This window comes from Pontibacillus sp. HMF3514 (assembly GCF_009858175.1).
Classification (GTDB): Bacteria; Bacillota; Bacilli; order Bacillales; family BH030062; genus Pontibacillus.
Genome location: NZ_CP047393.1, coordinates 2893005 through 2913746, shown reverse-complemented (window position 1 = coordinate 2913746; position 20742 = coordinate 2893005). Strand labels below are relative to the sequence as shown.

General features: G+C 38.4%; 18 protein-coding genes. 13 read left to right on the top strand and 5 right to left on the bottom strand.

Annotation, left to right across the window (positions count from 1 at the left end):
- The first annotated feature begins 46 nt into the window (after positions 1 to 46).
- Positions 47 to 727 (top strand): metal-dependent hydrolase, encoded by a 681-nt coding sequence (locus GS400_RS15000; protein ID WP_160103107.1) that lies wholly within the window; start codon positions 47 to 49, stop codon positions 725 to 727.
- Positions 728 to 787: 60 nt separating this feature from the next.
- Here the strand turns inward: GS400_RS15000 and GS400_RS14995 are convergent, their stop codons facing one another.
- Positions 788 to 1594 (bottom strand): HAD family hydrolase, encoded by an 807-nt coding sequence (locus GS400_RS14995; RefSeq protein ID WP_160103105.1) that lies wholly within the window; start codon positions 1592 to 1594, stop codon positions 788 to 790.
- Between the two features lie 263 nt (positions 1595 to 1857).
- Between GS400_RS14995 and glcT the strand changes: the two genes are divergently transcribed.
- The 4 genes from glcT (at position 1858) to GS400_RS14975 (ending at position 6769) form a co-directional block, all read left to right on the top strand.
- Positions 1858 to 2700 carry a glucose PTS transporter transcription antiterminator GlcT gene (glcT, locus tag GS400_RS14990; RefSeq protein ID WP_160103103.1) on the top strand — a complete coding sequence of 281 codons (843 nt, stop codon included), beginning with the start codon at positions 1858 to 1860 and terminating at the stop codon, positions 2698 to 2700.
- Between the two features lie 190 nt (positions 2701 to 2890).
- Entirely contained in the window at positions 2891 to 4933 is a 2043-nt protein-coding gene (ptsG, locus tag GS400_RS14985) for a glucose-specific PTS transporter subunit IIBC (protein ID WP_160103101.1), read from the top strand.
- A 145-nt stretch (positions 4934 to 5078) separates the two neighbouring features.
- Positions 5079 to 5321 (top strand): hypothetical protein, encoded by a 243-nt coding sequence (locus GS400_RS14980; RefSeq protein WP_236560971.1) that lies wholly within the window; start codon positions 5079 to 5081, stop codon positions 5319 to 5321.
- A gap of 134 nt (positions 5322 to 5455) precedes the next feature.
- Entirely contained in the window at positions 5456 to 6769 is a 1314-nt protein-coding gene (locus tag GS400_RS14975; protein WP_160104644.1) for a CBS domain-containing protein, read from the top strand.
- Between the two features lie 167 nt (positions 6770 to 6936).
- On the opposite strand, the gene GS400_RS14970 is transcribed toward GS400_RS14975, so the two are convergent.
- Positions 6937 to 7230 (bottom strand): YtpI family protein, encoded by a 294-nt coding sequence (locus GS400_RS14970; protein ID WP_160103099.1) that lies wholly within the window; start codon positions 7228 to 7230, stop codon positions 6937 to 6939.
- A 134-nt stretch (positions 7231 to 7364) separates the two neighbouring features.
- Between GS400_RS14970 and GS400_RS14965 the strand changes: the two genes are divergently transcribed.
- Positions 7365 to 8312, top strand: coding sequence for a DHH family phosphoesterase (locus tag GS400_RS14965; RefSeq protein WP_160104643.1), 948 nt, complete (start codon positions 7365 to 7367; stop codon positions 8310 to 8312).
- Between the two features lie 108 nt (positions 8313 to 8420).
- Here the strand turns inward: GS400_RS14965 and GS400_RS14960 are convergent, their stop codons facing one another.
- From GS400_RS14960 to GS400_RS14950, 3 genes are all read right to left on the bottom strand, one after another.
- Complete coding sequence (locus GS400_RS14960; protein ID WP_027447327.1) at positions 8421 to 8615, bottom strand: YtzJ family protein; 195 nt, start codon at positions 8613 to 8615, stop codon at positions 8421 to 8423.
- 191 nt (positions 8616 to 8806) lie between these two features.
- Positions 8807 to 9325, bottom strand: a complete 519-nt coding sequence (gene ytrI / locus GS400_RS14955; RefSeq protein ID WP_160103097.1) for a sporulation membrane protein YtrI — start codon at positions 9323 to 9325, stop codon at positions 8807 to 8809.
- Positions 9325 to 9660 carry a sporulation membrane protein YtrH gene (locus GS400_RS14950; protein ID WP_160103095.1) on the bottom strand — a complete coding sequence of 112 codons (336 nt, stop codon included), beginning with the start codon at positions 9658 to 9660 and terminating at the stop codon, positions 9325 to 9327. Before GS400_RS14950 ends, ytrI begins: the two co-directional genes overlap by 1 nt.
- Positions 9661 to 9800: 140 nt before the next feature.
- Between GS400_RS14950 and dnaE the strand changes: the two genes are divergently transcribed.
- The 7 genes from dnaE (at position 9801) to pyk (ending at position 20394) form a co-directional block, all read left to right on the top strand.
- The gene (gene dnaE, locus GS400_RS14945; protein ID WP_160103093.1) at positions 9801 to 13136 is read left to right on the top strand and encodes a DNA polymerase III subunit alpha; all 3336 of its coding nucleotides are present in this window, start codon (positions 9801 to 9803) and stop codon (positions 13134 to 13136) included.
- A 282-nt stretch (positions 13137 to 13418) separates the two neighbouring features.
- Positions 13419 to 14663: an NADP-dependent malic enzyme gene (locus GS400_RS14940; protein WP_160103091.1), complete on the top strand. Its 1245-nt coding sequence runs from the start codon at positions 13419 to 13421 to the stop codon at positions 14661 to 14663.
- A 48-nt stretch (positions 14664 to 14711) separates the two neighbouring features.
- Positions 14712 to 15341 carry a FadR/GntR family transcriptional regulator gene (locus GS400_RS14935; protein WP_236560969.1) on the top strand — a complete coding sequence of 210 codons (630 nt, stop codon included), beginning with the start codon at positions 14712 to 14714 and terminating at the stop codon, positions 15339 to 15341.
- 90 nt (positions 15342 to 15431) lie between these two features.
- On the top strand, positions 15432 to 16292 hold the full coding sequence (gene accD / locus GS400_RS14930; protein WP_160103087.1) for an acetyl-CoA carboxylase, carboxyltransferase subunit beta: 861 nt from the start codon (positions 15432 to 15434) through the stop codon (positions 16290 to 16292).
- Complete coding sequence (accA, locus tag GS400_RS14925; RefSeq protein WP_160103085.1) at positions 16289 to 17251, top strand: acetyl-CoA carboxylase carboxyl transferase subunit alpha; 963 nt, start codon at positions 16289 to 16291, stop codon at positions 17249 to 17251. The genes accD and accA overlap by 4 nt, the downstream gene beginning before the upstream one ends.
- A gap of 351 nt (positions 17252 to 17602) precedes the next feature.
- Positions 17603 to 18562, top strand: a complete 960-nt coding sequence (gene pfkA, locus GS400_RS14920; protein WP_160103082.1) for a 6-phosphofructokinase — start codon at positions 17603 to 17605, stop codon at positions 18560 to 18562.
- Between the two features lie 71 nt (positions 18563 to 18633).
- Positions 18634 to 20394, top strand: a complete 1761-nt coding sequence (gene pyk / locus GS400_RS14915; protein WP_160103080.1) for a pyruvate kinase — start codon at positions 18634 to 18636, stop codon at positions 20392 to 20394.
- Positions 20395 to 20742: the final 348 nt, after the last annotated feature.

Genomic DNA, 20742 nt, shown 5'->3' with positions numbered 1-20742 from the left:
CCTTAAAAGGTGTGAGACACTTAAACACGAAAAGGAGAGGTTTTTTGTGAAAGTATCATTTCATGGACACTCAGTTGTACAAATTGAAACAAACGGAAAAACGATCTTAATCGATCCATTCATTTCAGGCAACGGAAACTGTGACTTAGATGCAAGCACCGTTAAAGCAGATGTTATTCTCCTAACCCATGGACATAATGACCACGTTGGAGATACTGTTGATATTGCAAAACGAAACAACTCTTTTGTAGTAGCACCTTTTGAGCTTGCAACGTATTTAGGGAACAAGGGTCTTGAAACCCATCCTATGTACATTGGGGGTGCCCGTGAGTTTGATTTTGGTACAGTGAAGTTTACACAGGCTTTCCACGGTTCTAGCTTCACTGAAGATGACGGCACAATCGTTTATACGGGTATGCCAACAGGTATTCTATTTACTGCTGAAGGAAAAACAATTTACCATGCTGGAGATACTGGCTTGTTTACAGACTTGAAGATGATTGGGGAACGCAATAATATCGATCTTGCTTTCCTACCAATTGGAGATAACTTTACAATGGGACCTGAGGATGCAACTGTAGCAGCTGAATGGATCCAAGCTAAAACGGTTGTACCTATTCACTACAATACATTCCCATTAATCGAACAAGATGGCGAAGCTTTTGCAAAAGGTTTAAAAAATGGTGTCGGTAAACACATGAATGTTGGGGACTCTTTAGAATTATAGAACGAAAAAAGCACGTTGGTTTATTATAACCAACGTGCTTTTTTACGGATTTTTTATTGATTAGAATGTGCTACACTCATCTTTCATCTTTTTTTCAATATCTTCGATTGCTTCATAAACATGATCGACTACATGGTTTGCTTTCTCTTTTACTTTAGGGTGTGCGCCTGACATTGCATAACTATGGGGAGTTAACTCAAACATGGACAGATCGTTGAATGAATCCCCTATACACACGATTTCTTCAGGATTAACATCAAGTGTATCAAGTAATGCTTGAATTCCTGTTCCCTTGTTGATTGCTTTAGGCATTATATCAACACAAGACTCATGGGATATAAAAATATCTACATCGCCTTGTAGTGATGAGTGGATACGTTCATAGGCTTCCGTAATCTCGTGTTCCGTTCCGTTCAATGAGATTTTAGAAGCGTGAATTTTTGTACCAACATGGTCACGCAAGCTAGGCTCCACAATAATGTCATGGAACAGTTGTTCAGAAATCAAATCAATCCACTTGCTATGCTTTGCGGTGTAGGTGGAATCAGCAGTAGATACGGTCTTAATTAATGGTTCTTCCTCTATAACATCAAGAATTCTTTTAGCAAGAGGACCTTCAAATGTTTGAGAATGAATATGTTGGTCATCACGATCATAAAGAAATGCACCATTTTGGCTTACACGGTGAGCACCTACTTCTACTTTTTTCAATACTTCAAGGATTTCGTGATCCATTCGTCCTGAGGCAACACCAAAGTCTATTCCTTTTTCATCCAGGGATTGAACAGCTGTAATATCTTTCTGTTTTAAAGAATGGTTCATCCCCAATAAAGTACCATCCAAATCTGTTATAAATAGTTTGATCATGGAGTTTTCTCCTCTCTTCTAAATGCACACATCGACTCTTTAGATTGTAAAACCTGTAAACGCTTTCCGTCCAATCGAACCTTTTGACACTTTCATTTACATAGGTATAAAAGGTCAGAGGAAGACTATTAATAGGGATTGTATGATTTTGTCAGGCAAAAACTTACTTGTTTTCTATGTGAATCGTCGTTATGATATGGAATGCACAATAAATGAAATCGCTTAAGCACTGTAAAGACAGCGTGAGCATGTGGAGGATATATATGGAAGGTCAAGTTATCATTCAGAAAGTGTTGAACAACAATGTAATCATAGCTGAACATCCGACATATGAAGAAGTTGTTTTGATTGGAAAAGGGATAGGGTTTGGTTATAAAAAAGGGGATCAATTTTCACTAGATAAGGCTGATAAAACCTTTCTTTTAAGCAATCAACAAGAAAAAGAACAGTATGTAAACCTTCTGCCGCATATTGATGAGACATTTATTGATTTTATGAATGATATTCTTATTCATATTGAGAAGCGTATGGGACAGGAATTAAATGAGCATATTCATGTGGCATTAACAGATCACTTAGCGTTCGCTATTAATCGAGCTCAGAAAAATATGCAGTTTTCGAACCCTTTTTTAAATGAAATCGAATCCCTGTATCCCAAAGAATATCAAATCGCTTCAGAAGTCGTTACGATGGTGTATGATGAGATGGGCATTCAATTTCCAGAAGGAGAATTAGGTTTTATTGCACTTCATATCCACAGTGCAGTAACAGATAAGTCCCTAAGTGAAATCCATCAACATAATCATTTGATTACAAAATTAGTTACGCTCATAGAGGAAGCGTTTGAGATGACGATTGATAAAAAAAGTGTGAACTATCACCGTCTCGTTCAGCATTTACACAGAGCTATTGATCGAGTTTATCAGGAAGAAAGTATTGGAAAAGAAGATAAGCTTGTTGAGATGTTGAAACATGAATATCCTGTGTGCTATAATCTTTCATGGAAATTGATTAAAGTAATGCAAAAACAGCTAAATAAGCCCGTAGATGAATCAGAAGCCGTTTATTTAACGATTCATTTACAGCGTCTAACCCATAAATCTTAACGGTACGTGTAACTGACACGATCAGGCATGAGTACGAAAAGATGAAAAGGTTGTTCAAAGGATACGTATATCCTTTACACCTTTTTAACTTTTCTACTCATGCCTTTTTTATTGCTTTTTTTTGCGTTTATGAAAACGCTTTGATGTTAAGTGGGGTGGCTGTTCAAACAAATTCAGAGGGGGAAACGAGATGTTTAAAAATGCATTTGGTACATTGCAAAAAGTCGGAAAAGCATTAATGCTTCCTGTAGCATTGTTACCAGCAGCGGGAATATTGCTCGCATTTGGTACGAGCTTTGCCCAAGATAGTTTTGTTGATAAGTTTTCATTCTTTGGCCAACCATGGGTACAAGAAATTCTTAAACTAATGGCTGAAGCAGGTGGTGTTGTATTTGAAAACTTACCACTTTTATTCGCTGTCGGAGTAGCTATTGGATTAGCGAATGGTGATGGTGTTGCTGGTTTAGCAGCCATTATTGGTTACATGATTATGAATGTCACGATGGGTGTCCTAGGTGATATACAACCTGATATGGTAAGCGGGAACCCAGCTTATGCCGAAATATTAGGAATACCCACATTACAAACGGGTGTATTTGGCGGTATTATAGTCGGGATTTGGGCCTCGTTCTTATACCGGAAGTTCTTTAATATTGAATTACCTCAGTTCTTAGGTTTCTTTGCAGGTAAACGCTTCGTACCGATTATTACAGCGTTTACGTCACTAATTCTAGGTATCATTATGTATTTCTTATGGCCATATGCTCAAAATGGTTTGAATGCATTCTCACACTTAATGCTTGAAACCAATCAAACGATTTCTGCTTTTGTATTCGGTGTGATTGAACGTGCATTAATTCCATTTGGGCTACACCACATTTTCTATTCACCATTCTGGTTTGAGTTTGGAACTTATACAAATGAAGCTGGAGAAATTGTTCGTGGTGACCAGGCCATTTTCTTCTCCCAATTAAAAGATGGTGTTCAATTTACAGCGGGTACATTTATGACTGGTAAATTCCCTTTCATGATGTTCGGTTTACCAGCAGCGGCACTTGCGATTTATCACACAGCAAAACCTGAACGTAAAAAGGTTGTAGGCGGTATTATGGCATCTGCTGCTTTAACAACATTCTTAACTGGTATTACAGAACCATTGGAGTTCTCATTCCTATTCGTTGCTCCAGTATTATTTGGAATTCATACAATTTTTGCGGGATTATCCTTTATGATCATGGAAATCCTAGGTGTTAAAATTGGTATGACGTTCTCCGGTGGTTTAATTGACTTTATTCTATTTGGAGTTATGCCTAACCGTACGGAGTGGTGGTGGGTCATTATTGTAGGCCTATGCTTCTCTGTTATCTATTACTTTGGTTTCCGTTTTGCTATTCAGAAATTTAATCTGGCTACACCTGGTCGTGAAGCAGAAACAGCAGATGAAGCAAGCGGAGATTCTAGTAACAAACCATTTGAGATTCTTGAGGCTATGGGTGGCCAAGATAACATTGCTCACCTAGATGCTTGTATTACAAGATTACGTGTATCTGTAAACGATAAGGGACAAGTTGATAAAGATCGCTTGAAGAACCTTGGTGCATCTGGGGTTATGGAAGTTGGAAACAACATTCAAGCTATTTATGGACCTGTATCCGATACGTTACGCGGTCAGATGCAAGATATTATCGATGGAAAAACCCCTCGTCCAACAGAAGAGGATGCAACATCGAATGGTACAACTGAAGCACCTGTTGATGGTGATATAAATATTGTAAGTCCATTGAAAGGGACAATCATGCCAATTACTGAAGTACCAGATCAAGTCTTCTCAGGTAAGATGATGGGCGATGGCTTTGCTATTGAACCTGAAGATGGAAAAATCGTTTCACCTATAAATGGTAAAGTGTTAAATGTATTCCCAACTAAACATGCGATTGGTTTAGTGGACGAGCAGGGAACTGAAATTTTAATTCACTTTGGTATTGATACAGTGAAGTTAAATGGTGAAGGGTTTACTGCAAAGATTTCAGAAGGAGACGAAGTGAAACAAGGACAAACGTTGATGGAAGTTGATCTGGATTATGTGAAAGACAATGCTCCATCTATAGTTACACCGATCGTCTTTACGAACCTTGCTGAAAGTCAAGAAGTCATTGTGAACTCAACTGGGTCTGTTGAGCATAATGAAGAAAACGTAATTAGAATAACAGCCTCAGAAGAACAGTCAGCATAACATGTAATGTAAGAGTTGATCCCTAGGTGGGATCAGCTCTTTTTTGTTCATTACTTTACCAATAGTAATCTACTTCATAATGAGATACATGAGGCCAGTCTACCTTGCATAAATTTTAAAAAGGACTGAAAGGAGTGAATTAGGAATGAAGACAATAAGACAAAATGCATTGCTGAGACTTTTGCTGTCATGTTTTTTGTTATATATGGCTTGGCCTTCTTTACAGGTACAGGGGGGAACATTAGCTTCATATTTTTGGTTGGCATGGTTGGTATTTTTTATACTAGTTGCAGGTTCAAACCTAGCTACTGTTATGAAAATTCCAACAGGTATTCAATTACAAAGTCCCTCTGAGTCAGAAAAGAAACGTTATTCTGTTTCAAGCTAAGTTAATGAACTAGGGTTCTCCAATAATGGAATACCCATGTTTTTCTAAAAAAAATTGAAGCTGATTTCATTCATCTGTATAATAACACTAGGTGGTAATTTGACTAGTACAGTTTTGAAAGAATGGTGAATGAATTGGCAACCAAGCATGAACAGATCTTAACACACATTGAATCTCTAACCATTGGTACAAAAATATCTGTTAGAGGGATCGCCAAAGCGCTTGAGGTTAGTGAAGGAACGGCTTATCGTGCGATAAAAGAAGCTGAAAATCAAGGCATTGTGAGCACCATAGAGCGTGTGGGAACGATTCGAATTGAACGGAAGAAAAAAGACAATATAGAACGATTAACATTTGCTGAAATTATAAATATAGTGGATGGCCAAGTTCTTGGTGGACGTGAAGGATTATACAAAACCTTAAATAAATTTGTAATTGGGGCCATGAAGCTTGATGCTATGATGCGTTATACAGAAGCGGGATCTTTACTTATAGTTGGGAACCGTACGAATGCTCATGAGCTTGCTCTTAAAGAAGGCGCAGCTGTTCTTATTACAGGTGGGTTTGATACGGATGAGACTGTAAAACGGTTGGCTGACGAAAAGAAATTGCCAATCATTTCGACAAGCTACGATTCATTCACAGTTGCTACAATGATAAACCGTGCAATTTATGACCAGCTCATTAAAAAGGAAATTGTTGTTGTAGATGATATCTATACACCTTTCAAGCAATCGTATTTTTTATACACAACAGATCTGGTAAAGAAATGGCACGAGTTAAATGAAGAGACGATGCACAGTCGATATCCTGTTGTTGATCGTCAATTAAAAGTAGTAGGTATGGTGACGTCTAAAGATGTTATTGGAAAAGACCAATCATCTACAATTGAGCGAGTAATGACCAAGAATCCTATGACGGTACAAGCAAGAACTTCGTTAGCAAATGCGGCTCATATGATGGTGTGGGAAGGGATTGAGATCATGCCTGTTGTGGATCAAGGTTATAAGTTTCAGGGCGTTATCTCACGACAGGATGTTTTAAAGGCCTTGCAGCATCTTCAACGTCAGCCTCAAGTGGGGGAAACGATTGATGATTTAGCAACAAACCAACTTCAAGAATCCGTTGATATGGATGATCAGACCGTTTATCAGACAGAGGTTACACCTCAAATGACAAATCAGCTTGGAACATTGTCTTATGGAGTCTTTACGTCACTTGTAATAGAAGCGGGAAGCCGCTTGCTTCATCAATATAAAAAAGGTGATTTGGTTGTTGAGAATTTATCGATTTATTTTATAAAACCTGTTCAGCTCGAGAGCATGTTAGAAATTAAGCCTCGTATCTTAGAGGTAGGAAGAAAATTTGCAAAAGTAGATGTTGAGGTCTATAACGATCGAGTTTTAGTAGGAAAAGCTCTCTTAATGGCACAGCTTATTGATCGATAGAAGCTCGAAAAAGATAATTGAATTTATAGGAAAACAAAACGACCAGTAAAATTCTGGTCGTTTTCTTATGATGATTATTTTAAACAGTAGTAGCCTCATCATTATTTTATATTTTCTTTTGCTCTATCGAATTATAAGAATAGCGCTTCAAGCAAGAGGCCTTTGAATTATGCTTCTACTCGTTCTTTTAGTTGTTTTCCATAAAATTTTGTTTTGCGGTATCCGTGAACCATTTGCATAATGCCTAGTACAATAAACAAGATACCAATAAACAAGGCTAGTTTCGTTTGATAGAAAACGTATTGATTTGCTCCAAAGGTTGTAATGAAAAGCCCTAGAGCAATTCTTGCTTTAGCATTTGTGTGTTCTTGGTGTAAAGGATCTTTTGTTCTGATAATTTGAACTTTAAAATATAAATAGATTGTAATCGAAAGTACAATCGTCAGTGGAAAGATAATCATAATATCAACCTCTTATGTTTTGGTAGTTTCGCATTTCATTGTATCTTTAAAAGTGAAATTATGCTACCGATTTTTTGTGTAATATGGTTAAATAGTACCTAAAGATGTTCTATTAGAGAAGGAGTACGTTTATGATAAAAGAACAAATTCTTGATGCTATAAAGCAATATCATACGATTATTATCCATCGTCACGTTCGTCCAGATCCGGATGCGCTTGGTTCACAGGGTGGACTAGCTGAGATTTTACGTTCTACTTTTCCTGAAAAATCTATACATACAGTAGGGGAAGAGGATGATTCACTTACGTTTTTAACTAGAATGGAGACGATTGAAGATTCTCGTTATGAAGAGGCGCTAGTTATTGTTTGTGATACAGCTAATCAAGCAAGGATATGTGATCAGCGTTATAAGCTTGGACACAAGCTTATTAAAATTGATCATCACCCAAACGTTGATTCATACGGGGATCTCCAGTGGGTAGATACCGAGGCAAGTTCTACAAGTGAAATGATTTATGAGTTTTTTGAAGATCTGCAGGAGTATGGTTTAAAAATGACGGATGAAGCTGCTCGCTTACTTTATGCTGGTATTGTAGGCGATACAGGACGCTTTTTATTCCCAAGCACAACAAAGAAAACATTCCAATTTGCAGCTCAGCTCGTTACGTATTCGTTTGATCGCTCTGAGCTTTATGAAAAGCTTTACACGACAGAGGATACCATCGTTCGCTTGAAAGGGTATATTTTACAAAACTTCTCGGTTTCACCTTCTGGCTTAAGTACTGTAAAACTAACAAAAGATATACTAGAGGAGTACAACATCACCCCGAGTCAAACGTCTAGTCTTGTGGGTGTTCTGGGAGATGTAGAAGGCATTGTTGCTTGGGCGATTTTCGTGGAGGAGGAAGATCTCATTCGCGTACGTCTTCGTTCAAAAGGTCCTGTAGTAAATGAAATTGCTGCAAGATACAATGGTGGAGGTCATCCAATGGCTGCTGGAGCTTCTATTTATTCCTGGGAAGCTATGGAAGATGTGAAAGAAGACTTAGAAAAGGCTTGTCTAGCATATAAGAATCAATAGGAAAAAATAAGCCCCCTTGCACGTTTTGGTGCAAGGGGGCTTTAATATGCTGGACTAGGTAGGTATTCTGATGAATGAAGGGTTTTCTATGTGAATGATTTAGTGGGTTTATAAAACAGTTTCATGTTGAGGGATGAACCAGCAGCCAGAATCTGTTTCATCATAAACGACAGGGAAGTTTTGCTTATTTAATTCTCTCTTAACAAGGCGGATGATTTCTTTTGACTCGGCATAAGCAATTTCACCTTTGTTCAATTGTTCTAGTTTGCTCTGAACTAACCGCTTTTGATCTAGAATTAGCATGTTAACTCACCCTTTCTTTAGACGGTTTTTGCCTATTTATATTGTATAAAAAAAAACGCAAAGTGGGATGATTTTTTTAGAATTTTCACAAAGGATTCACAACATCCTAATCCGGAAGTTGTCCGTATAGGGAAATAGGCTTTACCTCTTTGTATTTCCCTAATTGTTATATGAAAAAACATAAAAATGACTTAATTTTTTGTTATTTTTATTTGTAAGCTTACTGTAAGTTTAGGGGAAATAATGAGGCGTTCTACTTCCAATTCGTATGTGAACTCATCAACTCTATAAATTTTGCTCTCAAGGGATTTGATGATAAGGTGCTCATTATCTGCAACACTGCTTACATCTTTTCCAATTACATCATGGATTTGTTCTTTGGCGAGTTCCCTCAATTTATAAATGCTAAGGCGATCGGTTAAATTTTGTGAAAGTAATTTACTTTCATTTAAAAATACGATTTCAACTGATTGAACGACTAAGTGTTCCTTACGTTTCTCATTTAGTTCTTCTTTATCTTTATTTAAGGATTCTGCCCGATCTTTTAAATCACGAATTTCATCTCGAAGCATTAAATTTTCTTCAATCCAATTTTCAAAATGAGTTCCGTACATAAACAGAAATATAGCATAAGCAATGACTCCACCAATAAACATCCCTGCAAAAAACTTCTGCCAGCCTGCTTTTTTATAATATGGTGGAATATGCATTATGTGATTTCCTCTTGAATCAGCCATTCTAAAATGAGAAGAGCCGTTTGAACTCCACCCATGGCTGAAATAATAAGCATAATTTGTTTTACAATGTCCATCGTCGAACCTTCAAATAGACCTTTTTCGAAGTTCGTAATGGCATCAAATGTTCCACCGATAGCAGCTACGATTGCCCAAATTCGTAAACGCTTTGCCAATTGTCCCATATACGTAAGGGGGGCATCTCCGACTGCGAAAGCGCCTATACTTCCGATTAAAGAACCTCCGATCATTACTCCTAAAGCGATAAAGTAATATTGTATTAAATAAACAAAAAAACGTTCTTCTTCCATATGATCCACCCCTAACGGTTTGTACAACATCCCTTAATGTATGTTTATGGCCAATTTGGGAAAGGTATGTCAACGTTTCAACTTCAAAACGTGATACACTAAGGGATACAATAGATTTTATGAATGAGGCGGGAAGTAAGATGGAATTTGTTCATTTACAGGTTCGTAGTGGATACAGTTTAATGAACAGTACCAATACAATAGAAAAGCTTGTTAAGCGAGCAAAGGAGCTTGGCTTCACATCATTAGCCTTAACGGACGAAGGGGTAATGTATGGAGCGGTTTCCTTTTATCAAACATGTGTCAAAAATGGAATCAAGCCCATTATCGGCTTATCCATAAAAGTTGCAACTTCTTCAAGTGAGGAAGAATTGGTTTTATTATCAAAGAACAGGAAAGGCTACGAGAATTTATTAAAGTTAAGCAGCTATGTTCAAATGTCAGATCAGCAAGTACTTGAAGAACGTGAAATTGCCCAGTACACCATGGGCTGTATTGGAATTCTCCCAATATATCATTCTTCATTCCACCCTTTGGTTTTACAGAACGATCAATCTTCTATCCAAGGTTTACTTGAAACCTGGCAGGATCGGTTTGAAGACAATAGCTTTTACTTAGGGCTAGAAGATCATGGTCAGGAAGAGGAGCGCCATTTACAAGTAGCTCTTGAAGAAGTTTTTCCTTCTTCAGTCCCTATGGTTGCGATTAATGATGTTCGTTATTTGAGAGAGGAAGATGCTCTTGCATATGATTGCTTACAATCCATACGGTCTAATCAGAAATGGTCTGGTGAAATTGAAGATTATGGTGTCACCAAGCATCACCTTCGTTCCTCACAAGAGATGTATGAGTTATTTTCAGACTGGAGGCCTGCATTACTTCAAAACACCTTAGATATTGCTGAGCAATGTAATTTAGAGCTTTCTTTCGATAGCATGATGCTGCCGAAATACCCTGTACCAAGTGAATTGAGCTCAGATCAATATTTACGTCAACTATGTCAAAAAGGGCTACATAAACGCTATGCTGAAGTTAGTGATGCTCATAAGAAGCGGTTGGAGCATGAGCTACAAGTGATCGAATCCATGAAGTTTAGCGATTATTTTTTAATCGTATGGGATTTCATGAGTTTTGCACGTAAAAATGGCATCATGACAGGTCCAGGGCGTGGATCAGCAGCAGGGTCTCTCGTATCTTATTTATTAGGCATAACGGATGTGGATCCAATTGAGTATGACCTTCTTTTTGAACGTTTTCTCAACCCTGAACGAATCTCGATGCCTGATATTGATATTGATTTCTCTGACGTAAAAAGAGATGAAGTCATTCAGTATGTAACACAAAAGTACGGTGCGGATCATGTTGCTCAAATTATTACATTCGGTACATTTGGACCAAGGTCTGTTTTAAGAGAGTTAATTAAAGCGATGGGGGTTGATGCTCAAGAAGCTTCATATTTGATGAAGTTTATACCACAACAAGCATCAAGCTCTATTGTGAAAATTGTTCAGGAATCAAAAGATCTGCAAGTATATATTCAACAATCTGATCGTTTAAAGCAATTATTTAAAATTGCAACAAAACTTGAGGGATTACCAAGACATGCTTCAACCCATGCAGCAGGTGTAGTCATTAGTCAGCAATCATTAATGCAACATGTCCCTTTAACTGCTGGTCATGATGGCGTCCCATTAACCCAATTTGCGATGAATGAATTAGAATCAATAGGGTTGTTGAAGATGGATTTTCTTGGATTAAGGAATTTAACGCTGATCGAGAAAATCACAAAAGCCATCGAACAGAATGAAGGTAAATCAATTCAAGTGAAAAGACTACCTCTCAATGACGAAAATACATTCGCCCTCCTTAGAAAAGGCAAAACAAATGGAGTTTTCCAGCTTGAGTCTAAAGGGATGAAGGATGTCTTAGAAAACCTGGGACCAAATCATTTTGAGGATATTGTTGCCGTGAATGCGCTATATCGTCCAGGTCCTATGGAGTTTATTCCTGCTTATATTCGTAGAAAGCATGGAAAAGAACAGGTTACTTATCCTCATCCTGACTTAAAGCCCATTTTGGATAAAACATATGGCGTTTTAGTCTATCAAGAACAAATTATGCAGATGGCTCACCAAATGGCAGGTTTCTCACTAGGGCAAGCTGATCTTTTACGAAGAGCTGTAAGTAAAAAACAACATGAATTAATGATGGAGCAAAAAAAATCATTTATTCAAGGTTGCATACAAAATGGGTACACTGAAGAAATAGCGGATGAATTGTTTGATTGGATTGTGCGTTTTTCCAATTATGGTTTCAACAGAAGTCATGCGGTAGCGTATAGCATGATTTCTTATCAGTTAGCTTTTCTAAAAGCACAATATCCAGCTTATTTTATGGCTGAGCTAATGAGTTCTGTATCCAATGACAAGATTCAATCCTATATCAAGGAAGCCAAAGATTTAGGGATGAATGTTCTGCCACCATCGATTAATAAAAGCTTCTCAAAGTTCACTGTAGAAGATGGTCGTATTCGGATGGGGCTTTCCATGATCAAAGGTGTTGGAAGGAATGCTCTAGCAGAAATTTTGGAAGCACGAAAAACAAAGCCCTTTCAAAACCTATTTGATTTCTGCAGACGTGTTTCGTTGAAAGTTGTAAACAAACAAGTCATTGAATCCCTGATTCTGGCTGGTTCATTTGATGAGACTTTTTCAAATCGAGCTTCTCTTATGGCGAGTATTCATCATGCTATGGAGCAAGGGGATTTGTTTAGCGAAATTGATGAACAAGGATCCATGTTTGGTTCAGTAGACCTTGATCCAACATACGTTGAAATGGAACCTTATAATCAACTAAAACAATTAGCGTTAGAAAGTGAAGTCTTAGGGATGTATGTTTCTTCTCATCCCTTATCAACATATCGAACTAAGCTAAGAGCTAATGGATTTCTTTCCTTGCAACAAGCATCAGAGTCCTCTAAGCAAAAAGGTTTAAAAGCTGCTGTGGTTGTACAAGAAATGAAGGTGATCCGTACAAAGCGTGGAGATCCTATGGCGTTTCTAACCTTAGGGGATGAACAGGAAGAGATGGAAGCCGTAGTCTTTCCGAATGTATTCCGTGATCTACGAAAATGGTTATCTGAAGAGATGCTTGTATTTATACAAGGAAGAATTGAAGAGCGAAATGGTTCGAAACAATGGATTGTAGAAGCGATGAATCCATTTCAAGAAGAACGTTTACAGGAAGAAGAACAGAAACGTTTATTTTTGAAAATCACAGGTGAAGATGAAAAATCAGTTTATCAGGATATTAAACAGTTTGCTTCTAAATATCCGGGACCGACTCCAATCATTATTCATAATGCAGACAAAAAGGAAACGGTTCAATTATCAAGGGAGTATTGGGTTGACCCATCATATGCATTGCTGAAGCAATTGTATGGTTTATTAGGAGAAAAAAACGTAGTTCTAAAATAAAAGAAATGGTAATTTAGGCATAATGGAAAAAGGTTTATGTTTATGGATTTAAGCGTATATAACCTATAGAACATTATGCCTAAACTATAGGAGCTCATATACAAATTCTTTACATGAAAAAGCGATTTGTTATAATGAAGTAGGCTAGTGGTCAGACCACTTTTGTAACGTTAGAAAGTTTACTTTTTAGGACTTATAAATAGACTTTAAAATGATCTAAAGCATTTCTGTTTTTTAAAACAGGATCAACAATGTTGAATTGATTAAAGGAGCGGGTTATCGTTGTCTAAAAATTTACGTGAAGAAGCACTACATATTCACCGTGTTAACAAGGGAAAATTAAGCACAGAATCTAAAGTTCCAATCAGAACGAAAGAAGACTTGAGCCTAGCTTATTCACCAGGAGTTGCTGAGCCTTGTAAGGAAATTTATGATCATAAAGATTCCGTATATGACTACACCATGAAAGGGAACATGGTAGCTGTTGTAAGTGATGGATCAGCTGTACTTGGTCTGGGGAATATTGGACCTGAAGCTTCGTTACCAGTTATGGAAGGGAAAGCAGCCTTATTTAAAAGCTTTGCTGGAGTAGATGCTTTTCCAATCTGTTTAGATACAAATGATGTAGATCAGATCGTACAAACAGTAAAACTTATGCAGCCTACATTCGGTGGGGTAAATTTAGAGGATATTGCTGCTCCGAACTGTTTTATTATTGAAGAACAATTAAAGAAAGAAACAAATATTCCAATTTTCCACGATGATCAGCACGGAACGGCTATTGTGACAGTAGCAGGTCTTATGAATGCTTTGAAGCTTTCAGGGAAAAAATGGTCTGATATAAAGGTAGTCGCTAATGGTGCTGGTGCTGCAGGAATTGCAATCATCAAACTACTTTATCATTTCGGTGTACGCGATATTATAATGTGTGACTCCAAAGGCGCAATCTATGAAGGTCGAAACTATGGCATGAACGATGTGAAAGATGAAATAGCTAAAATGACAAATAAAGATAAAGAAGAAGGCGATCTTGAAACAGTGCTTGAGGGTGCTGATGTGTTTGTTGGGGTTTCTGTTGGAGGTTTATTATCTAAAGAAATGGTCAAGAACATGAATGATGATCCAATAATATTTGCGATGGCTAACCCTGAACCTGAAATCATGCCTGAAGATGCAAAAGAAGCTGGTGCAAGTGTAATTGGGACAGGCCGTTCTGATTTCCCTAACCAGGTAAACAATGTGCTAGCGTTCCCAGGTATTTTTAGAGGAGCTCTAGATGTCAGAGCGACTAGAATCAATGAAAAAATGAAAATTGCAGCAGCAGAGGCAATTGCATCTTTAGTAAGTGAGGATGAGTTAAACGCCGATTATGTTATTCCAGCTCCATTCGATCCACGCGTAGCGCCAGCTGTTGCAGCAGCCGTTGCTAAAGCTGCAATGGAATCGGGGGTAGCACGTCAGGATGTAGACCCAGAACAGGTAGCTGAAAAAACAAGACAACTTACGTTAATTGACGAATCTAAATAAAAGAAGGACCACTACTATTTATCGAAGGAGTGATCCTGATCAGTGACAATGCCATCGAAATCTAAAGTGTATGAAGAGGTATTGAAAGAGATACGTCGTTACATTGAGTTTGAGGGCCTTTCACCAGGCGATAAGCTTCCTTCAGAGAGGGAATTGGCTGAGCAGCTTAATGCAGGTCGCTCTTCTGTTCGGGAAGCTCTAAGGGCAATGGAATTATTAGGTTTAATTGAAACGAGACGAGGCGAAGGGACATTTCTCAGTTCATATCGCCCTTATCATATGGTAGAGATTCTATCAGCCTTTATTTTGCAGGAGTCAAAAACAAAGGAAAACTTGAAAGCAACAAAGCAGATAATCGAAAAAGAGGCTGCTAAAATAGCGATGGAGCAATTAGAAGAAAAGGATTTTAAAGAATTAAAGAAGATGATTCAATTCTTTGAAAAGGGCTCTGAAACGTTTCATTATGAGTTCTTCACCGTTCTTTTTGAAGCTGGGGAAAACCAGCTTCTCCAAAAGATCTGGAGGCTTATGGAAGAGTTTTCTCGTACATTCCATAAACCTGTATATAATATTGAACTTTATAAATCCTATATAGAAGCCTTAAAAGAAAAGAACGAGCAAAAGATTGAGAAATTAAGTTCTCAGTTCTACGATGAAGAAAATGTCGAAATATCCTAGACATATTTCTACAACACTTTTATTTGTTTTTAGATAGAGTAATGAGATAGGTAATAGACAAGCTGTTAATGTCCCAAAGGAGGAATCACCTTGCTTAAAGACTTTTTTAGCAAGAAGAAAAAATATGCATCGATCCCTCGTGAAAAAGCGAAACAAGATGTTCCTGAAGGTTTGATGAAAAAATGTCCCAATTGCCATAAAATCTTCTATCGAAAAGAGTTAAAGAAGAATTTAAATGTTTGTCCAAATTGTGGTTTTCATGAACAATTAAATGCTTATGAGCGCATTGATTACCTGTTTGATGAAAACACATTTGAAGAGTGGGATCGTGAAATTGTTTCAGAAAACCCATTAGGATTTCCTGAATACTTAGAAAAGCTCGAAAAAGATCGTGAAAAAACGGGTTTAAATGAAGCTGTAGTAACAGGTAAAGGCTCTATCGATGGTGTAGAGACGGCTTGTGCTGTTATGGATTCACGCTTCCGTATGGGGAGTATGGGTTCTGTTGTGGGAGAAAAGATTGCGCGTGCTGTAGAACGAGCACGAGAGCTTCAAATTCCTTTTATAATTTTTACAGCTAGTGGTGGAGCCCGAATGCAAGAAGGGGTCTTAAGCTTAATGCAAATGTCTAAGACGTCCGTTGCAATTCAGCGATTCAATGAATCAGGAGGGTTGATGATCTCTTTCATGACTCACCCTACTACAGGTGGTGTATCTGCAAGTTTTGCTTCAATTGGAGATTACAACTTTGCAGAACCTGGTGCCTTAATTGGTTTTGCAGGAAGACGTATCATTGAGCAAACGATCCGTGAAGAGCTTCCAGAAGACTTCCAAACGGCTGAATTTTTACTAAAACACGGTCAGTTGGATCGTGTTGTACACCGTCAAGATATGAAAGAGGTATTATCCACCCTATTAGATATTCACCAGGGAGGGGAGCAATCGTCATGAAGCAAGTATTAGAGTTCGAAAAACCTGTTATGGAGCTGCGTGAAAAAATCGCTGAACTAAAAGAGTTTACGAGCGAAAGTGACGTGGATCTTTCCGAAGAGATTCAAACCCTTGAAGAGCGCTTAGTGAAGCTTGAAGCTGATGTTTATGGGAATATGAAGCCATGGGATCGTGTTCAAATGGCTCGTCATGCTGAGCGGCCAACAACGCTTGATTATATTAATGAGCTATTTACCGGTTTTCTTGAATTTCATGGAGATCGTCGTTATGGTGATGATGAAGCGATCGTGGCTGGTGTTGCAAAGTATAAAGATCAACCCGTTACGGTGATAGGTCATCAGCGCGGTAAAGATACAAAAGAAAACATTCGCCGTAATTTTGGTATGCCTCATCCAGAAGGATATCGAAAAGCCTTACGCCATATGAAACAGGCTGAGAAATTTAAGCGTCCAATTGTATGTTTTATTGATACAAAAGGGGCTTACCCAGGTAAAGCAGCAGAGGAACGTGGGCAGAGTGAAGCGATTGCACGAAATCTAATGGAAATGGCTGGACTTAAAGTACCTGTGATTTGTGTTGTCATTGGAGAAGGTGGAAGTGGAGGAGCCCTTGGTTTAGGAGTAGGCGATCGCATCCACATGCTTGAAAACTCTACGTATTCTGTAATTTCTCCTGAAGGTGCAGCTGCGTTATTATGGAAAGATTCTGGAAGAGCTCAACAAGCTGCTGAATCTATGATGATAACCTCGTATGATTTAAAACAACTGAATGTTATTGATGAAATCATTCCTGAAGTAAAGGGTGGAGCACATCGTGATGTTCGTACTCAAGCACAAAATATTGATCACGTATTAGAACAAAGCTTAAAAGAATTAAAACAGTTGACTCAAGAGGAATTGCTTGAAGAAAGATGGGAAAAATATAAAAAGATTGGTTCCTACTCAACAACAGAAGAGTAGCTGTAGGTCGTGCAATCAATAGGTTGCACGCCTCTTTTCTTTTTTACACTTTAAGAAAGTTTAACTATTGTAAAGGATTAAAGTATAAGAAAAGACATCGGTTTAGCCATTTTTGGCGATAACCGTGTTTTTCTAATAGTTTGTCTATAACGACGTTTTCTTGTATTGTATTATCGTTAAGAGATAAGCCTTATGATGGATAAGCTTATTTTCAGAACATTATTGAATTTGGAACTTTTGGGGAAAAACGATTTATTCTTGTCAAAAAGGCTGATTAGCAGTATCTTGGAATGAGGACAATATCGGCCTGTTTAATAAATTGTTATTTAAAGACAATTGAGGTGATAAATTATGAAAAAAATAGGCGTTTTGACTAGTGGGGGAGACGCACCAGGGATGAATGCAGCGATTCGTTCTGTTGTGCGTAAATGTATCTATCACGATGTTGAAGTATATGGAATCTATTACGGATATCAAGGACTTATTGACGGGGACATCAAAAAAATGGAGATTGGGTCTGTAGGAGATATTATTCAGCGAGGCGGAACAATGTTGTACACGGCTCGTTGCGAAGACTTCAAAACTCCTGAAGGTCGACAAAAAGGGATCGATCAACTGGAGAAGCATGGTATTGAAGGACTTGTTGTCATTGGAGGAGATGGTTCCTTCATGGGCGCTAAGAAATTAACAGAAGCAGGTTATCCTTGCATAGGCGTCCCTGGAACAATCGACAATGATATTCCAATGACTGATTTCACAATTGGCTTCGATACAGCTATAAACACAGTTATTGACGCAATTGATAAAATCCGTGACACTGCTACTTCTCATGAACGTACATACGTCATTGAGGTAATGGGACGAGATGCAGGAGATATTGCACTTTGGACAGGCTTAGCTGATGGTGCAGAAAGTATCTTGATTCCAGAAGTAGATGACAACTTTGAAGATATTATTGAACGCTTAAAGCGAGGACATGAACGTGGTAAGCGTCATAGTATCATTATCGTAGCTGAAGGTGTTGGATCTGGTTTCGATTATGGACAGAGAATTCAAGATGCTACTAACCTTGAAACACGTGTGACAGTATTAGGTCATACACAGCGAGGTGGCTCACCAACAGCATTTGATCGTGTGTTAGCTAGTCGTTTAGGTGCACAAGCTGTTGACCTTCTACTCGAAGGAAAAGCAGGACGCATGGTTGGTATTCAAAATAACAAACTCGTTGACCATGACATTATTGAAGCATTAAACAACAAGCATCAACTTGATTTAGATATGTATAAGCTTTCCAAAGAACTATCGATCTAACGTATCCTCAGGACTGTGGGAACGATTTCAGTTCGAACTGGTTAAAGAAAATAAAGAGGAGGATCTTAATCATGAAAAAGACAAAGATTGTTTGTACTATTGGCCCAGCATCTGAGTCAGTTGAGCAATTAACTCAATTGATCGAATCAGGAATGAATGTGGCTCGTTTAAACTTTTCACACGGAGACTATGAGGAGCATGGACAGCGAATTGAAAATATTCGTGAAGCATCTCGTCAAGTAGGTGAAACAGTAGGTATCTTACTTGATACGAAAGGACCAGAAATCCGTACGGGTACACTAAAAGAAGGCGAAGTTTACCTTGAAAAAGGATCTATTTCTTATGTGTCTATGGATGAGATTGATGGAGATGCAGAGCGATTCTCTGTAACGTATCCAGGTCTAATCAATGACGTTCACGTGGGCGGAAAAATTCTTTTAGATGATGGTCTAGTTGAACTAGAGGTTCTTGAAGTTCTTAAAGAACAGAACGAAATTAAGACACGTGTTCTTAATTCAGGACCTTTAAAGAACAAAAAAGGTGTAAACGTTCCAAACGTAAGCGTAAACCTTCCTGGTATTACAGATAAAGATGCAAATGACATTGTTTTTGGAATTGAACAAGGTGTAGATTTCATCGCAGCATCTTTTGTTCGTCGTGCATCTGATGTTCTTGAAATTCGTGAACTGTTAGAAAAATATAATGCAACGCATATTCAAATTATCCCTAAGATTGAAAACCAAGAGGGCGTTGACAACATCAGAGAAATTCTAGAAGTAAGTGATGGCTTAATGGTTGCACGTGGTGACCTTGGTGTAGAAATTCCTGCCGAAGAAGTACCTCTTGTTCAGAAGGAACTAATTCGCCAGTGTAATACTGCAGGTAAGCCAGTAATCACAGCAACACAGATGCTTGATTCCATGCAGCGTAACCCACGTCCAACTCGCGCTGAAGCAAGTGACGTAGCTAACGCAATTTTTGATGGAACAGATGCGATTATGCTTAGTGGAGAAACAGCTGCTGGACAATACCCAGTAGAAGCGGTACAAACGATGTTTAACATTGCTCTACGTGCTGAATCTGCGCTTGATCACCAGGTGATCTTAAGCAATCGTTCTCGTACAAGTGACATGACGATTACAGATGCGATTAGCCAATCTGTAACACACACTGCTATGAACTTAAGTGTTCCAGCAATTGTCACACCTACAGAAAGCGGCCATACTGCTCGTATGATTTCAAAATATCGTCCAAAAGCTCCTATTGTAGCTGTCACATCTGACGAAGGTGTTCAGCGTAGACTAGCTCTAGTATGGGGCGTTGAGGCTGTTCTTGGTGAACGCTCTGAATCCACTGATGATATGTTAACTGTAGCGATTGATCGTGGACTAGAAACAGGCGTATTCAAACGTGGAGATCGTGTTATCATCACTGCAGGTGTTCCTGTTGGTGAAAGTGGTACTACAAATATCATGAAAGTTCATGTTGTAGGTGACGTTCTTGCTAAAGGTCAAGGTGTAGGTCGTAAACATGCATATGGTAATGCTGTTATTGCTAAAGATGGTGAAGAAGCTACAAGCAAGCTTCAAGAAGGAGATATCCTTGTAACCATTGGTACTGAAAAAGACATGATGCCAGCGATCGAAAAAGCAGGCGGAATCATTACAGAAGAAGGCGGATTAACTTCACACGCAGCTGTTGTAGGTCTTAGCCTTGGAATCCCTGTAATTGTTGGAGTTCCAAAAGCAACACAACTTATTAAAGACGGAGACGATATTACAATCGACTCTTCACGCGGCGACATTTACGAAGGTCACGCAAGCGTACTTTAAGTTCAAATAGGATAATTTAGTTGATAAACGCATGTGATTAAACATATCACATGCGTTTTTTTATGGTTTATTCAGTTATATGGCAGTTATCTGGAATAAGCATCTGAGTGAGAGGGTGGGTTCGTTGCGTTTGTGAGGCGTGGGGGTCATTGAAACGGCAATACTCCTGCGGAAGACCGTCCAAGCCTCCTCATCCGCTACGCTCCTTGCGGGGTCTCGGCCGCCCTTTCTACCGCGGGAGTTTGCCGTTTCCTTCCCCCCATTGGAATGTAGGTTAACGACCCCAGCTCTAATTAGTTGATCTTCCATAGCGCATCAAAAGTATTATATGTAGATCAGAAATGCCAT

Coding starts and splice junctions, on each gene's coding strand:
- ytrI (WP_160103097.1), bottom strand. CDS start 9,325: ATGCATATTCCACCATATTATAAAAAAGCAGGCTGGCAGAAGTTTTTT.
- GS400_RS14960 (WP_027447327.1), bottom strand. CDS start 8,615: ATGCTAATTCTAGATCAAAAGCGGTTAGTTCAGAGCAAACTAGAACAA.
- ptsG (WP_160103101.1), top strand. CDS start 2,891: ATGTTTAAAAATGCATTTGGTACATTGCAAAAAGTCGGAAAAGCATTA.
- accA (WP_160103085.1), top strand. CDS start 16,289: ATGAAGCAAGTATTAGAGTTCGAAAAACCTGTTATGGAGCTGCGTGAA.
- pyk (WP_160103080.1), top strand. CDS start 18,634: ATGAAAAAGACAAAGATTGTTTGTACTATTGGCCCAGCATCTGAGTCA.
- GS400_RS14995 (WP_160103105.1), bottom strand. CDS start 1,594: ATGATCAAACTATTTATAACAGATTTGGATGGTACTTTATTGGGGATG.
- dnaE (WP_160103093.1), top strand. CDS start 9,801: ATGGAATTTGTTCATTTACAGGTTCGTAGTGGATACAGTTTAATGAAC.
- GS400_RS14970 (WP_160103099.1), bottom strand. CDS start 7,230: ATGATTATCTTTCCACTGACGATTGTACTTTCGATTACAATCTATTTA.
- GS400_RS14950 (WP_160103095.1), bottom strand. CDS start 9,660: ATGGAAGAAGAACGTTTTTTTGTTTATTTAATACAATATTACTTTATC.
- pfkA (WP_160103082.1), top strand. CDS start 17,603: ATGAAAAAAATAGGCGTTTTGACTAGTGGGGGAGACGCACCAGGGATG.
- GS400_RS14980 (WP_236560971.1), top strand. CDS start 5,079: ATGAAGACAATAAGACAAAATGCATTGCTGAGACTTTTGCTGTCATGT.
- glcT (WP_160103103.1), top strand. CDS start 1,858: ATGGAAGGTCAAGTTATCATTCAGAAAGTGTTGAACAACAATGTAATC.
- GS400_RS14935 (WP_236560969.1), top strand. CDS start 14,712: ATGCCATCGAAATCTAAAGTGTATGAAGAGGTATTGAAAGAGATACGT.